This is a genomic window from Pseudomonas sp. PvP025, assembly GCF_017832155.1.
Classification (GTDB): domain Bacteria; phylum Pseudomonadota; class Gammaproteobacteria; order Pseudomonadales; family Pseudomonadaceae; genus Aquipseudomonas.
Genome location: NZ_JAFIBJ010000001.1, coordinates 3,225,199 through 3,239,313, shown reverse-complemented (window position 1 = coordinate 3,239,313; position 14,115 = coordinate 3,225,199). Strand labels below are relative to the sequence as shown.

12 protein-coding genes are annotated in these 14,115 nt (G+C 62.6%); 4 read left to right on the top strand and 8 right to left on the bottom strand.

Going from position 1 to position 14,115, the window contains the following annotated elements; genetic code table 11:
• Positions 1-4: 4 nt before the first annotated feature.
• From JOE32_RS13805 to miaB, 4 genes are all read right to left on the bottom strand, one after another.
• Positions 5-844: an HlyC/CorC family transporter gene (locus JOE32_RS13805; protein ID WP_015373027.1), complete on the bottom strand. Its 840-nt coding sequence runs from the start codon at positions 842-844 to the stop codon at positions 5-7.
• Positions 845-889: 45 nt separating this feature from the next.
• Positions 890-1,348, bottom strand: a complete 459-nt coding sequence (gene ybeY / locus JOE32_RS13800) for an rRNA maturation RNase YbeY (protein WP_209985154.1) — start codon at positions 1,346-1,348, stop codon at positions 890-892.
• Positions 1,341-2,345, bottom strand: coding sequence for a PhoH family protein (locus JOE32_RS13795; protein ID WP_209985152.1), 1,005 nt, complete (start codon positions 2,343-2,345; stop codon positions 1,341-1,343). The genes ybeY and JOE32_RS13795 overlap by 8 nt, the downstream gene beginning before the upstream one ends.
• A gap of 217 nt (positions 2,346-2,562) precedes the next feature.
• Entirely contained in the window at positions 2,563-3,891 is a 1,329-nt protein-coding gene (miaB, locus tag JOE32_RS13790; RefSeq protein WP_209985149.1) for a tRNA (N6-isopentenyl adenosine(37)-C2)-methylthiotransferase MiaB, read from the bottom strand.
• A gap of 131 nt (positions 3,892-4,022) precedes the next feature.
• On the opposite strand from miaB, the gene JOE32_RS13785 reads away from it, so the two are divergent.
• Complete coding sequence (locus tag JOE32_RS13785; protein ID WP_003194436.1) at positions 4,023-4,349, top strand: DUF1820 family protein; 327 nt, start codon at positions 4,023-4,025, stop codon at positions 4,347-4,349.
• Positions 4,350-4,477: 128 nt separating this feature from the next.
• Here the strand turns inward: JOE32_RS13785 and JOE32_RS13780 are convergent, their stop codons facing one another.
• The 4 genes from JOE32_RS13780 to JOE32_RS13765 all read right to left on the bottom strand — a co-directional run bounded on the left by JOE32_RS13780 (position 4,478) and on the right by JOE32_RS13765 (position 8,025).
• Entirely contained in the window at positions 4,478-5,032 is a 555-nt protein-coding gene (locus JOE32_RS13780; RefSeq protein ID WP_209985147.1) for a tetratricopeptide repeat protein, read from the bottom strand.
• Positions 5,033-5,257: 225 nt separating this feature from the next.
• Positions 5,258-6,541 carry a glutamate-1-semialdehyde 2,1-aminomutase gene (gene hemL, locus JOE32_RS13775; RefSeq protein ID WP_209985144.1) on the bottom strand — a complete coding sequence of 428 codons (1,284 nt, stop codon included), beginning with the start codon at positions 6,539-6,541 and terminating at the stop codon, positions 5,258-5,260.
• A gap of 17 nt (positions 6,542-6,558) precedes the next feature.
• Entirely contained in the window at positions 6,559-7,182 is a 624-nt protein-coding gene (gene thiE / locus JOE32_RS13770) for a thiamine phosphate synthase (RefSeq protein ID WP_209985142.1), read from the bottom strand.
• Positions 7,183-7,227: 45 nt separating this feature from the next.
• A complete protein-coding gene (locus JOE32_RS13765; RefSeq protein ID WP_209985139.1) occupies positions 7,228-8,025 on the bottom strand; it encodes a hydroxymethylpyrimidine/phosphomethylpyrimidine kinase in 798 nt (265 codons plus the stop codon).
• Positions 8,026-8,299: 274 nt separating this feature from the next.
• Here JOE32_RS13765 and JOE32_RS13760 point away from each other — a divergent pair, with 274 nt between their 5' ends.
• The 3 genes from JOE32_RS13760 (at position 8,300) to amn (ending at position 14,104) form a co-directional block, all read left to right on the top strand.
• The gene (locus JOE32_RS13760) at positions 8,300-10,693 is read left to right on the top strand and encodes a 7TM diverse intracellular signaling domain-containing protein (RefSeq protein ID WP_209985137.1); all 2,394 of its coding nucleotides are present in this window, start codon (positions 8,300-8,302) and stop codon (positions 10,691-10,693) included.
• A gap of 104 nt (positions 10,694-10,797) precedes the next feature.
• Positions 10,798-12,450: an acyl-CoA dehydrogenase family protein gene (locus JOE32_RS13755; RefSeq protein ID WP_209985134.1), complete on the top strand. Its 1,653-nt coding sequence runs from the start codon at positions 10,798-10,800 to the stop codon at positions 12,448-12,450.
• A gap of 181 nt (positions 12,451-12,631) precedes the next feature.
• The gene (gene amn, locus JOE32_RS13750) at positions 12,632-14,104 is read left to right on the top strand and encodes an AMP nucleosidase (protein WP_209985129.1); all 1,473 of its coding nucleotides are present in this window, start codon (positions 12,632-12,634) and stop codon (positions 14,102-14,104) included.
• The last annotated feature ends 11 nt before the right edge of the window (positions 14,105-14,115 follow it).

Sequence of the window (14,115 nt, the reverse complement as noted above, 5' to 3'; positions counted from 1 at the left end):
GTCCTTAGCGGGCAATCGGAGTCAGGCGGATCAAGTGGATGCGGCGGCTATCGGCATTCAGGATGCGGAAGCGGTACGCGCCAATCTCGGTGGTTTCGTTACGTTTTGGCAGATGCCCGAACGCACTCATCACCAGGCCGCCGACGGTGTCGAACTCATCGTCGGAGAATTCGCTGTCGAAGAACTCGTTGAAGTTCTCGATCGGCGTCAGTGCCTTGACCAGGAAATCACCGCTGGGCAGCGGCTTGATGTAGCTGTCTTCTTCGACGTCGTGTTCGTCTTCGATGTCGCCGACGATCTGCTCGAGCACGTCTTCGATGGTCACCAGGCCCGCAACGCCGCCGTATTCGTCGATCACAATGGCCATGTGATTGTGGTTGGCGCGAAACTCGCGCAGCAGCACATTCAGGCGCTTGGATTCAGGCACGAAGGTGGCCGGCCGCAGCAGGTCCTTGATATTGAAGTTGTCGCCGTTCTCCTTGAGGATCAGCGGCAGCAGGTCCTTGGCCAGCAGGACACCCATGACGTCGTCATGGCTTTCACCGATCACCGGGTAGCGCGAGTGCGCCGAGTCGATCACGGCCGGGAGGAACTCCCGTGGGGTCTGGGTCGCCTTGATGCTGATCATCTGCGAGCGCGGCACCATGATGTCGCGGACCTGCAGGTCAGCCACCTGGATGGCGCCTTCGACGATGGCCAGCGCTTCGCTGTCCAGCAACTTGTTCTGGTGGGCCTCGCGCAGCAGCTCCAGCAGCTCCTGGCGGTTTTTCGGCTCGTGGGCAAAAGCCTGGGTCAATTTACCCAGCCATGACTTCTGCCCGTTGCTCGATCGGTCTTCGCTCATAGCGATTACTCTGAATCCTTTATCGTTACAGTTAGTAGGTGATGTTCAAGCTTCGTCATCTGCATACGGGTCCGGATGGCCCAATTCTGCAAGCAACGTTCGTTCCAGTGCTTCCATTTCTTCGGCTTCGTCATCGTCAATATGGTCGTAACCCAAGAGATGCAAGCAGCCATGAATGACTAGATGGGCCCAGTGGGCCTCAAGTTCCTTGCCTTGCTCCTGCGCCTCACGCTCGACCACCGCGACGCAGATCACCAGGTCGCCCAGCAAGGGGATGTCCAGCAGCTCGTCGGGCACGTCGGCGGGGAAGGACAGCACGTTGGTCGCGTAGTCCTTGTGGCGCCAGGTGTGATTCAGCTCGCGGCCTTCGGCTTCGTCCACCAGGCGGATGGTCAACTCCGAATCGGCGCTGCGCTGGCGCAGGGCCAGGGCGCACCAGGTGCGAAATTGCGCTTCGCTGGGGGCGGGCGCGTCGGTCGCCAGCTGCAGGTCGAGCTCAAGCATCGCGGCGCGTGTCCCTGGTCAGGCCGTCGTCGCGGTGTTCGAAGCGCTCGTAGGCTTCGACGATGCGCTGCACCAGCGGGTGACGCACCACGTCCTTGGGCATGAAATGCGTAAAGCTGATGCCGGGCACGTCCTTGAGCACCTCGATCACCTGGCCCAGGCCTGACTTGGTGCCCTTGGGCAGGTCGACCTGGGTGATGTCGCCGGTGATCACGGCAGTGGAGCCGAAACCGATACGGGTGAGGAACATCTTCATCTGTTCGACGGTGGTGTTCTGGCTTTCGTCGAGGATGATGAAGCTGTTGTTCAAAGTGCGTCCGCGCATGTAGGCGAGCGGGGCGATCTCGATCACCTGGCGTTCGATCAGCTTGGCCACGTATTCGAAGCCGAGCATCTCGTACAGCGCGTCGTAGAGCGGGCGCAGATAGGGGTCGATCTTCTGGGCGAGGTCGCCGGGCAGGAAGCCGAGCTTTTCGCCGGCCTCGACCGCCGGGCGCACCAGCAGGATGCGGCGCACTTGCTCGCGCTCCAGCGCGTCGACGGCGCAGGCCACGGCCAGGTAAGTCTTGCCGGTGCCGGCCGGGCCGATGCCGAAGTTGATGTCGTTGCCGAGGATTTCCTTGACGTACTTCTGCTGATTCAAGCTGCGCGGGCGAATCATGCCTTTTTTGGTACGCAGGGCCACGCTGGCTTCGGCCACGGGATTGTTGGCCAGGTCTTCCACCGCCGACTCCTGCAGGTACAGGTGCACGGTTTCCGGCGACAGCTCGCTGCCTTTGGTCTCGCGGTAGAGCCGGCGCAGCAGGTTTTCTGCCGAGGTGGTGTGCTGGGGTTCACCAATGAGCTCGAACTGATTGCCGCGATTGCGGATCTCGATGCTCAGGCGTTGTTCGATCAGGCGCAGGTGCTCGTCGAATTGTCCGCACAGATTGGCGAAGCGGCGAGCCTCAAACGGCTCGAGGATAAAACGATGGGGTTCTACTGTAGGTGCGTTCAAGGTCGCTTTTAGCCGCCCTTTGGCTGTTGAGGTGAAGGAGAGGATAGCGCCAGTGACTGGTGTGCGAAAGCACTTACGTCGTCGGAGTGTTGCACGGTTCAAATGTGGGAGGGGGCTTGCCCCCGATGGCTGAGTGTCAGTCAGTAGATTTGATACTGATGAACCGCCATCGGGGGCAAGCCCCCTCCCGCATTTTGAGCAGCGGTGATTTGACTATTTATTGAATCAGCGACCCGCGCAGCGAGTGCGGCTGCGCCGCATCAATGTGCACATCGGCGAACTGGCCGATCAGCATCGGGTTGTCGCAACGGAAGTTGACGATCCGGTTGTTCTCGGTACGGCCCTGCAATTCGCCCGGGTCTTTTTTCGAGTAATCGGTGACCAGAATCCGCTGGGTGGAGCCGACCATTTGTCGGCTGATCTCGAAACCCTGCTGGTTAAGCCGATGCTGCAGCGCATTCAGCCGTTCCTTTTTCAGCGCTTCCGGTGTTTCGTCCAGCAGGTCGGCGGCCGGTGTGCCGGGGCGCTGGCTGTAGACGAACGAGTAGGAAAAGTCAAAACCCACGTCCTCGATCAGCTTCATGGTCTGCTGGAAGTCTTTCTCGGTTTCGCCGGGGAAACCGACGATAAAGTCCGAGCTGATGCAGATGCCCGGCACCGCCGCGCGCAGTTTGCGCAGTTTGGATTTGTATTCCAGGGCGGTGTGGTTGCGTTTCATCGCCGACAGGATGCGGTCCGAGCCCGATTGCACTGGCAAGTGCAGGTGCTTGACCAGTTCCGGCACCTCGGCATGCGCCTGGATCAGGCTGTCGGAAAATTCCAGCGGGTGCGAGGTGGTGTAGCGAATGCGCTCGATGCCATCCACCGCCGCCACGACGCGGATCAGCTCGGCGAGGTCGGCCAGGCGACCGTCGTGGGTGTGGCCGCGATAGCCGTTGACGTTCTGGCCCAGCAGGGTCACTTCACGCACGCCGTTTTCCGCCAGGTGGATGATTTCAGCCAGCACATCGTCAAACGGTCGGCTGACTTCTTCGCCACGGGTGTAGGGCACCACGCAGAAGGTGCAGTATTTGCTGCAGCCTTCCATCACCGACACGTAGGCGCTCGGCCCGTCGATGCGCGGTTCGGGCAGGTGGTCGAATTTTTCGATCTCGGGGAACGACACGTCCACCTGCGGCAGCTTGGTAATGCGCGCGGCATCGATCATTTCCGGCAGGCGGTGCAGGGTCTGTGGGCCGAATACCACGTCGACATAGGGCGCGCGGTCGCGAATGGCCGCGCCTTCCTGGCTGGCCACGCAACCGCCGACGGCGATCACCATGTCCGGGTTGGCCAGTTTCAGCTCACGCCAGCGGCCCAGCTGCGAGTACACACGGTCCTGTGCGCGTTCGCGGATCGAGCAGGTATTGAGCAGGATCACGTCGGCATCTTCGGCGCGGGCGGTGACTTCCAGGGCCTGGTGTTCGCCCAGCAGGTCGACCATGCGCGAGCTGTCGTACTCGTTCATCTGGCAACCGTGGGTTTCGATATAGAGCTTCTTGGCCATGGGAATCGTCAACTGGTGGTAAAGAACCGCGCATTATAGGGGGCATGCCCATTGGTTCCTAGCGTTGTGCATCGGGTGCCATGCTATAGTTCGCGCCCTCTTTTATATCCGCGATGTGTTGCTCGCCCACCATGACCAAACGTGAAGCTCCAATCTACAAGGTGATTTTCCTCAACCAGGGCCAGGTGTTCGAAATGTACGCCAAGCAGATCTATCAAAGTGATCTGTGGGGCTTCCTGGAGGTGGAAGAGTTCGTCTTTGGCGAGCGCACGCAGCTGGTCGTCGACCCGGGCGAGGAAAAACTCAAGGCGCAGTTTGAAGGCGTGGTGCGCAGCTTTGTGCCGATGCATTCGATTGTGCGCATCGATGAAGTCGAGCGCCTGGGTACGCCGAAGATCAGCGAGGCGCGCGGCACCAGCAATGTGATGCCGTTTCCGATGCCGATGCCGGAGAAGTAGGGCTTTAAACCGAGGCGCGGCCTTCGCGAGCAAGCCCGCTCCAACATTCGACAGCATTTCAAGTTTGAAACTCGGTCGAGTGGGGGAGCGGGCTTGCTCGCGAAGAGGCCATCAAAAACGCTGAGGATTCAGGGAAGGGGCGAGAAGGGCGAACGCCCATCGGCACTCTGCAATTCCTGCAAATAATTGCGGAAAATCTGCCCCAGCACCTGGGTCGCCACTTCCAGCTCATCGCGCTGCATGTGTTCGGCCACTTCGTCGGCGGTATCCAGCGCATCTTCGGCGCCGTTGACCGCAGCCATCTTCAGCACGATATACGCCTGAATGTTATTGGCCGGCACGCCCTCACCCTTGAAGAACATGTTGCCGAGCTGAAACTGCGCCTGGGCATGGCCTTGCAACGAGGCTTTCTCGAAGTAGCTCAAGGCTTTGTTGAGGTCCACGGCGGGGTTTTTGCTGTCGTGGTAGAACTCGCCCAACTCGTATTGCGCTTGCGCGTCCCCGTCATCCGCCTGCTTTTGGCACGCGCTCAGGGCTTCGGCCTGGCCGTCCGGCTGGGTATTGAGGGTGCAACGACCCATCGCTGGAATTAACAACGAGTTGCCGCCTGCCTGGGCATGTGCCAGCAGCGGCTGAAGGAGCAACAGGCAGCCCAGAACCAGGGTGCGGCCGGTGCGTTTCATGGGAATCGACTTACCTCTGACGGGGCGCGCGGACCCTCGTGGGATCCAATAAGCGCGCATTATGAAATAAGCAGGCCTCTGCTTACAAAGTCTTTACTCGTTTTTCTGCTGCTTGGGCAAGTTATCTGCCGGATTGCAGGTTAAATCTCGAAAAAAGTAAGAAATCTCTGTAGGCAAAGTAGCAATCTGACGCCGCTGTAGGCAACGTCAGACGGCTGTGCGGGTTTATTTCAGGGCGGCGAAAGCGCGCTCGGCAGCCTCCAGGGTGAGTTTCAATTCCGCGTCACCGTGGGCAATCGAAGTGAAGCCCGCTTCGAAGGCACTCGGCGCCAGGTACACGCCACCGTCCAGCATCAGGTGGAAGAAGCGCTTGAACAGATCGGCGTCGCTGCCCATGACGTCATCAAAGGTGACGATATCGTCGGCGCCGCTGAAATACAGGCCGAACATGCCGCCGGCCTGGGTGGTGACGAACGGAATGCCAGCGGCATCGGCGCGCACCTGCAGGCCGTCGAGCAGGCGGGTGGTGTAGTCGGTCAGCTCCGCGTGAAAGCCCGGGCGGCTGATCAGGCGCAACGTGGTCAGGCCGGCGGCCATGGCCAGCGGGTTGCCCGACAGCGTGCCAGCCTGGTACACCGGGCCCAGCGGCGCAATGTGCTGCATGATGGCGCGCTTGCCGCCAAAGCAGCCCACCGGCATGCCGCCGCCGATGATCTTGCCAAACGTGCTCAGGTCCGGCGTAACGCCGTAATGGGCCTGGGCGCCGCCGAGGGCCACGCGGAAACCGGTCATCACTTCGTCGAAAATCAGTACCACGCCGTGCTTGTCGCACTGTTCGCGCAGGCCTTCGAGAAAGCCCGGCGCCGGCGGCACGCAGTTCATGTTGCCGGCGACCGGCTCGACGATGATGCATGCCACTTCCTGGCCGACTTCGCTGAGCATCTGCTCGACCGCGCCGATGTCGTTGAATGGCAGGGTCAGGGTGTGTTTGGCGAACGCCGCCGGTACACCCGCCGAACTCGGCACGCCCTGAGTCAGTGCGCCCGAGCCGGCCTTGACCAGCAGGCTGTCGGAGTGGCCGTGGTAGCAGCCTTCGAACTTGATGATGCTGTCGCGGCCAGTGAAACCACGGGCCAGGCGGATCGCGCTCATGGTGGCTTCGGTGCCGGAGCTGACCATGCGCACCATCTCCATCGACGGCACGATGGAGCAGACCAGGTCCGCCATCTCGGTTTCCATGGCGGTCGGCGCGCCGTAGGACAAACCGTGTTGCAACTGCTGGCGCACGGCGTCGAGCACGTCGGGGTGGCTGTGGCCGAGGATCATCGGGCCCCACGAACCCACATAGTCGACGTAGCGCTTGTCATCTTCGTCGGTGACGTAGGCACCTTCGGCGTGCTTGAAGAACAGCGGGGTGCCGCCCACGCTCTTGAACGCACGCACGGGGGAGTTCACGCCGCCGGGGATGTGTTTCTGGGCATTGGCAAACAGGGTTTCGGAACGGGACATGATGAGTCTCTCTGCAATCAAATCTTGAGAAGGGCGTTGAAGGCACGGGCGCGGCGCGTGACTTCCTGGGTGCTGTCGGCACCAAACAGACCATGGACCACGGCCAGCAGGTCGGCCCCGTGGGCCACCAGCGGTTCGGCGTTGTCGAGGGTCACACCGCCGATCACGCAGATCGGCAACTGCAGACGCTTGCGCGCCTGGGCGAGCATGTCGACGGTGGCGGCCGGGGCGCCGGGCTTGGTGCTGGAATTGAAGAAGCGGCCAAAGGCGACGTAGCTGGCGCCTTCCTTGGCGGCCTGCTCGGCCAGTTCGATCTGGCTGTGGCAGGTGGCGCCGATGATCGCTTTGGAGCCGAGCAGGGCGCGCACCGGGGCCAAAGGACCGTCGGTCTGGCCCAGGTGCACACCGACGCCCAAGCGTGCGGCCAGTTCGGCGTCGTCATTGATGATCAGGCGGGTTTTGTAGCGCGAGCAGAGTTCGTGGAGTTTCTCCGCTTCGCGCAGGCGCCGGGCCTCGTCGCTGCTTTTGTCGCGGTACTGCAACAGGGTCACACCGCCCTCCAGCGCCGCTTCGACGTAGGCGAGGAATTTACCGGCCAGCAATTGGCTGTCGGTAATGGCGTAAAGGCCACGTAGTTTCATCGAGCAGGCCTCTCGGTGTTGCGAATTGATGTTGCGAGATTGATATTACGAACAGAAATCCAGCGGCAATCGGCGCGGTACGAACTGGCCCTGGCCGAGTTGTTCGGCGTCACGCAGGGTGCGCCAAGTGTAGTTGAGCGCTGATTGCACGGCGCTGACCAGGCCTTCGCCGTGGGCCAGCCGGCCACTGAGCGCACTGGCCAGCGTGCAGCCCGAACCGTGATAGCTGCCGGGCAGGCGCTGGCAGGTAAAGGTCTGGCGCGTGCCGTCACGGCTGTACAGGCGGTTATGCACTTCATGCTCGTCGCCATGGCCACCGGTGATCAGCAGATGCCGGACAAACGGCAACAGCTTCTCGGCGCAGTCGTCGGCGCTGCCGTCCGGCAGTTCGGCGAGGATGCGCGCTTCGGGCAGGTTGGGCGTGGCGATCAGCGAGATCGGCAACAGGCGCTCGCGCATCGCGTAACCGACTTCGTCCTTGCCCAGGCTGCCGCCGCCGCCGGCCCGTAGCACCGGGTCGCAAACCACCGGCAGGTGCGGGTGCGCCTGCAGCAGCTCGACCACGGTGTCGACCATCGCGGTGGAACCGAGCATGCCCAGCTTGACCGCCGCCACTTCGGAGTCGCTGAGCACGGCGTTGGCCTGGGCCAATACCCACTCGCGGTCGAGTACGCGGAAATCGCTGACATTGACCGTGTTCTGCACGGTCAGGGCCGTGACGGCCGGCGCCGCATGGCAACCCTGGGCGAGCAGGGCTTCGATATCTGCCTGCAGGCCGGCGCCACCACTGGGATCATGGCCGGAGAGACAGAGAACAACAGGGCGAGAGCTGTAGATATTCATGGTGCGCGAGCTTACCACCAAACGCTTTTTGCGTGGCCGTCGGGCGATGGCTGAATTTTGCGCAAGGGCGTCGTTTTTTTGGCGCTTGAGGGCGTCCAAAAAATGGCTGAGAAGCCTGTCCCAGAGCCTTTCAGAATAACGTGCCAATAGTGTCCAATGGCCTTTAGCGGCTATGCTAGAGTGGATTCAAACAACTTAATGTATCGCCGGTATGCGTCTACTCAAAAGGATGGGGGGCTTATTGACCTGACCGGACAGGCCACGCTGGGGCTCTATGCGCTATTTGCTGATTGTATTGTTATGCGGGCTGCCGATGCTCGCCAGCGCCATCGAGTTCACTCAGGACACGCGCAGCCTGCCGCTGGGCAGGGCGATGCAAGTGCTCGAAGACCCCACCGACGTACTGACCATCGCCGATGTCATCGCGCCATCCGCGGCCGCGCGGTTCAAGCCCCATGACAAAGACACCCTCAACGCCGGCTATTCGCGTTCGGTGTTCTGGCTCAAGGTCGACTTGCAGTATGTGCCATGGCTCGTCGATGCCCAGCGCACCTGGCTGCTGGAGCTGGCCTACCCGCCCCTGGACCACCTCGACCTCTACCTGCCTGACCACACCGGTCACTATCGCCTGGCCGGCCGCACCGGTGACGCGTTGCCTTTTTCGAACCGCGAGATTCGCCAGAACAACTACCTGTTCAAACTCGACTTTGCCCCCGGCGAACGGAAGACCGTCTACCTGCGCCTGCAAAGCGAAGGCTCGATCCAGGCGCCGCTGACGCTGTGGTCCAGCACCGCGTACCTCGAACAACAGCCACTGCGCCTGTACGTGTTGGGCCTGATCTACGGCGTGCTGCTGGGCATGCTGGTGTACAACCTGTTCATCTACCTGAGCGTGCGCGACACCAGCTACCTCTATTACATTCTCTATATCGCCGCGTTCGGCATGTACCAACTGTCGGTGAACGGCGCGGCGGTCGAATATTTCTGGCCGAACAGCCCGTGGTGGGCCAATGCGGCGACGCCGTTTCTGATCGGCTGCGCGGCATTGTTCGGCAGCCTGTTCACGCGCAGTTTCCTCAGCACCGCCGAGCACAGCCGCTGGATCAATCGCCTGCTGCTGACACTGGTAGGCTGCGGCGCGGTGGTTATGCTGCTGTCGCTGATGACCAGCTACGCCCTCGCGTTGCGCCTGGCCACCGGCCTGGCGCTGGTGTTCACCGTGACCATCTTTGTCGCGGCCATCAAGGCGTGGTACTGCGGCCAGCGCGTGGCACGCTATTTCATCATCGCCTGGTCGGCCTTCCTGCTGGGCGGGGTGGTCAATACGCTGATGGTGCTGGGCTACCTGCCCAATGTGTTCCTCACCATGTACGCCAGCCAGATCGGTTCGGCCATTGAAGTGTCATTGCTGTCGCTGGCCCTGGCCGACCGCATCAACGCCATGCGCGAGCAGCAGGCGCAGATTCTGCTCGACGCCAGCCAGACACTCGAAGGGCTCAACCAGCAACTGGCCCGCAGCAACCTTCTCAAGGACGAATTCCTCGCCACCCTGACCCACGAACTGCGCACCCCGATGAACGGCGTGATCGGCTCACTGGAGCTGATGCACACCCAACCGCTGACGGAGGAACTGGCGCATTACCATCAGACTGCCGCCGGATCGGCACGGGACATGATGCGCATGGTCAACGGCATCCTCACCCTCACCGAACTGCAGGCCGGGCGCCTCAGCCCGCAGCCCCGCGCATTCAGCCTGCGTGGCACGCTCGAGACCTTGCGCCAGCAATTCAGCGTCAGTGCGCAGAGCCGGGGCCTGGCGTTTACCGTGGACGTAACCGACGACCTGCCGGACCGGCTGATCGGCGACCCCGACAAACTGGTGCAGTGCCTCGATTGCCTGCTGGACAACGCGTTCAAGTTCACTCATCACGGCTCCGTGCGCCTGCGCGTGGTGGGCGTGCCCCACGGCGACGGCCGCCTGCGCCTGAGCTTTATCGTCACCGACACCGGCATCGGTTTCGCCTTTCTCGAAGAGGCCACCCTGTACCAACGCTTCTTCCAGCTCGACGGCTCGATGACCCGTGAATACGGCGGCCTGGGCATCGGTCTGGCGATCTGCCGGCAACTGATCGAGTTGCAGGGCGGGCGCCTGACCCATCATTCCGAGCCGCGCAAAGGCAGCCGCTTCCAGCTGGACGTGGAACTGGACAGCGTGAGGCCAGACCCCGACGCCGTGCGCTCGGGCAAGGAGCGCTCCGCCAATGAGTGCGCGGTGCTGCTGGTGGACGACAACAGCGTTGGCCAATTGGCCGTGCGCGGCATGTTGCTCAAGCTCGGTTACCGGGTGAAAACCGTGGACAGCGGGCCGATGGCGCTGGCGGCCCTGCAGGCCGAGCGTTTTGACGCGGTATTGCTGGACGTGCCTGAAGGCGGTTTCTCGTTGTGCTGTCAGATCCGCGCACTGCCCGGCGGCGGCGAGCTGCCGGTGATTGCCCTGGGTGGGTCATCCAGCGCACCGGAGCGCGAACATTGTCATGGCGTCGGTATCACTGAACGACTGGTCAAACCGGTGCGTTTCGACGTTCTGCAGACGGTACTGGAACGCCGCGTGTTACGCGCACAGGAGGGCGAAGGCGCCGTGCAATCGGCGGGTATGCCACTTTTTTAAGCGCAGTGACGATGCTTAACTGAAAAGCATTGGGCCTCATCGAGCCGCCTCTTGAACTGCCGGAGGGCGGCGATCGACATGGGCCTTTTTTCCAGGAGGCCTTGATGAACCTGCATCAGTTTGCCGAAACCCACGACGTCACCAATCAGCCGCCGTCCCTGGATGGCATCAACCTGTACCGCATCGACCTGCCTTTGCAGGACTGGTCACGCCGCTTTGGTGCCGGCTGGGCGCAGCCGCGCATCGATGCCTATGGCGCGCTGGCCGGTGGTCCGTTGATGGAGGCCGGGTTCCTGGCGAACCAGAACAAGCCGGTGTTCAGCAGCCATGATCGTTATGGCCATCGTATCGACCTGGTGGAGTTTCATCCGGCCTATCACCAATTGATGCGCACCGCCGTTGAACACGGCCTGCCGTCGCTGCCGTGGGCTCACCCGCAAGACGGCGCTCACGTGGCCCGCGCCGCGATGACCTACCTGCACACCCAGGCGGAAGCCGGCACCGGTTGCCCGCTGACCATGACCTTCGCCAGCGTTCCGGCCCTGCGCCTGCAGCCGGAGCTGGCGCAGGCCTGGTTGCCGAAAATCCTCAGCACCGACTACGACGGGCGCAACGTCGGCATGGCCCACAAGGCCGGCGTCACCCTCGGCATGGCCATGACCGAAAAACAGGGCGGCACCGACGTGCGCGCCAACACCACCCACGCCTATCCGGTGGGCGCCGGCGGGCCCGGGCAAGCCTATGAGCTGGTGGGCCACAAGTGGTTCTGCTCGGCGCCGATGTGCGATGCCTTCCTCACCCTGGCCCAGACCGACAAGGGCCTCAGCTGTTTCCTGCTGCCACGCCACCGGCCGGACGACACGCGCAATGAGTTCTATATCCAGCGCCTGAAAAACAAACTGGGCAATTGCTCCAACGCCTCCAGCGAAGTGGAGTTTCGCGGCGCGCTGGCGTGGATGGTCGGCGAAGAGGGGCGTGGCGTGCCGACCATTATCGAGATGGTCGCCATGACCCGCTTCGACTGCATGGTCGGCTCCAGCGCCCTGATGCGCCAGGCGCTGACCCAGGCCAGCCATCATTGCGCCCATCGCCGCGTGGGCGGTCGCGTGCTCAGCGAGCAACCCTTGATGCAGAACGTGCTGGCCGACCTGGCCCTGGAAAGCGAGGCGGCCCTGGCGTTGAGCCTGCGCATGGGCCGCGCCCTGGATCACCTGGGCGATGAACACGAAGCGCGGTTCGCCCGGCTGGTAACGGCGGTGGGCAAGTATTGGATCTGCAAGCGCGCGCCGGCGATGATCAACGAAGCGGCTGAGTGCATGGGCGGTGCCGGCTATGTGGAGGACAGCATCCTGCCGCGCCTGTACCGTGAGGCACCGGTGAATTCGACGTGGGAAGGTTCCGGCAACGTGCAATGCCTGGACGTGCTGCGCGCGCTGTCCAAGGAGCCGGGTGTGCTGGAGACGCTGTTTGTCGAACTCGGCGATGGGCATGGCGACAGGCAGTTGGCGCGGCATATCCAACAGTTGAAGACCGCGTTTATGGACACTCAGGACATTCAATACCGCGCGCGGCAATTGACCGAAGACATCGCCGTGGCATTGCAGGCCAAGTTGTTGCTGGAGGCGGGGAATGCGGCGGTGAGTGAGGGGTTTATTGCCAGCCGGTTGAGTGAGTCGTCCGCGCGCGTTTACGGCACATTGCCGCGTGGGGTGGAGGTAGAAGCGATTGTTGCGCGCTCAACCCCCCAATCGGTCTGACTGCAAGCGGTCAGAATGTGGAGGGGGCTTGCTCCCGATAGCGGTGCATCAGCTACAGCCAGGCTGATTGACACACTGTAATCGGGAGCAAGCCCCCTCCCACATTTACGGCATTCCAATTCCGGTGTTTCAGTGCAGCCGCGATACAGGCAAGATAAAGGCCTGCAAGTCAGCACACAGGATGCTTACCGTGACCGAAGCTTTTGTTGTCGTTCAAACCGCCGAAGAAGCCGTGGACCGGCTGGCCGCTCTGCACGAGCGTGCGACCGGCGCGCTCAACCAGGCCCTCAAGCAATACCTCAAGGACCGCGTCGAACCCGATGCCGACCAGCGCGCGCTGTTTCGCTACCCGGAACTGCGCCTGACCTACCACTGCCATGGCGAAGTCCCACAGACCACCCGGGCCTACGCCAAGGTGCAGCTGCCCGGCACCTACAGCGTGACCGTCACCCACCCGGCAGCCTTCCGTAAATACCTGCTCGAACAGCTGGTGCCGCTGATGCACGACTTCACCGTGACGGTGGAAGTGGGCGTCAGCCAGCAGAACATTCCGTACCCGTACGTGGTGGAGCAGGGCGATGAACTGGCCGGCTCCGGTGTGACCGCCGCGACCCTGGCGCGCGTGTTCCCCAGCACCGACCTGTCGGCCGCCACCGATGGCATCGCCGACGGCCTCTACGACTGGGAAAACACCGACCCACTGCCGCTGGCGCTGTTCGATGCGGCCCGCGTGGACTTTTCCCTGCGCCGCCTGGTGCATTACACCGGCAGCGACTGGCGCCATGTGCAGCCGTGGATCCTGCTGACCAACTACCACCGCTACGTCGACCAGTTCATCCTGCATGGCCTGGAACAACTGCGCAGCGACCCGCGTTTTGTGCGCATGGTGCTGCCGGGCAACGTGATCATCGACAAAAACATGGACCACGGCGAAGCCTCGGCGATTGCCGCAGGCGTGGTGTGGCACCGCTACCAGATGCCGGCCTATCACCTGCAGGCCACCGACGGCCACGGCGTGACCCTGGTGAACATCGGCGTCGGCCCGTCCAACGCCAAGAACATCACCGACCACCTGGCGGTACTGCGCCCGCACTGCTGGCTGATGATCGGCCACTGCGGCGGCCTGCGCCAATCCCAGACCATCGGCGACTATGTACTGGCCCACGCCTATATGCGCCGCGACGGGATCCTCGACCGGGTGGTACCGCCGAATATCCCGATTCCGGCGCTGGCCGAAGTGCAGATGGCCTTGCAGCAGGCGGCTGCCAGCGTCACCGGCGAAAAAGGCGAAGAGCTGAAAAAACGCCTGCGCACCGGCACCGTGCTGACCTACGACGACCGTAACTGGGAGCTGCGCTGGGCGCAGGAGCGGCCGCTGATCAACCTGTCCCGCGCCGTGGCCGTGGACATGGAAAGCGGCACCATCGCAGCGCAAGGTTACCGGCTGCGCGTGCCCTACGGCACCCTGCTCTGCGTGTCGGACAAGCCGTTGCACAGTGAAATCAAATTGCCCGGTTCGGCCAACGCATTCTATGAGCGCGCGGTCAGCCAGCACTTGAAGATCGGCATCGAGGCAGTCGACCTGCTGCGCACCGAACTCAACTCGCTGCACTCGCGCAAACTGCGCAGCTTCGACGAGCCGCCGTTCCGCTAAGCGGTTGGGAT

Coding starts and splice junctions, on each gene's coding strand:
- JOE32_RS13780 (WP_209985147.1), bottom strand. CDS start 5,032: ATGAAACGCACCGGCCGCACCCTGGTTCTGGGCTGCCTGTTGCTCCTT.
- thiE (WP_209985142.1), bottom strand. CDS start 7,182: ATGAAACTACGTGGCCTTTACGCCATTACCGACAGCCAATTGCTGGCC.
- JOE32_RS13760 (WP_209985137.1), top strand. CDS start 8,300: ATGCGCTATTTGCTGATTGTATTGTTATGCGGGCTGCCGATGCTCGCC.
- JOE32_RS13785 (WP_003194436.1), top strand. CDS start 4,023: ATGACCAAACGTGAAGCTCCAATCTACAAGGTGATTTTCCTCAACCAG.
- ybeY (WP_209985154.1), bottom strand. CDS start 1,348: ATGCTTGAGCTCGACCTGCAGCTGGCGACCGACGCGCCCGCCCCCAGC.
- JOE32_RS13805 (WP_015373027.1), bottom strand. CDS start 844: ATGAGCGAAGACCGATCGAGCAACGGGCAGAAGTCATGGCTGGGTAAA.
- JOE32_RS13765 (WP_209985139.1), bottom strand. CDS start 8,025: ATGAATATCTACAGCTCTCGCCCTGTTGTTCTCTGTCTCTCCGGCCAT.
- hemL (WP_209985144.1), bottom strand. CDS start 6,541: ATGTCCCGTTCCGAAACCCTGTTTGCCAATGCCCAGAAACACATCCCC.
- amn (WP_209985129.1), top strand. CDS start 12,632: ATGCTTACCGTGACCGAAGCTTTTGTTGTCGTTCAAACCGCCGAAGAA.
- miaB (WP_209985149.1), bottom strand. CDS start 3,891: ATGGCCAAGAAGCTCTATATCGAAACCCACGGTTGCCAGATGAACGAG.
- JOE32_RS13755 (WP_209985134.1), top strand. CDS start 10,798: ATGAACCTGCATCAGTTTGCCGAAACCCACGACGTCACCAATCAGCCG.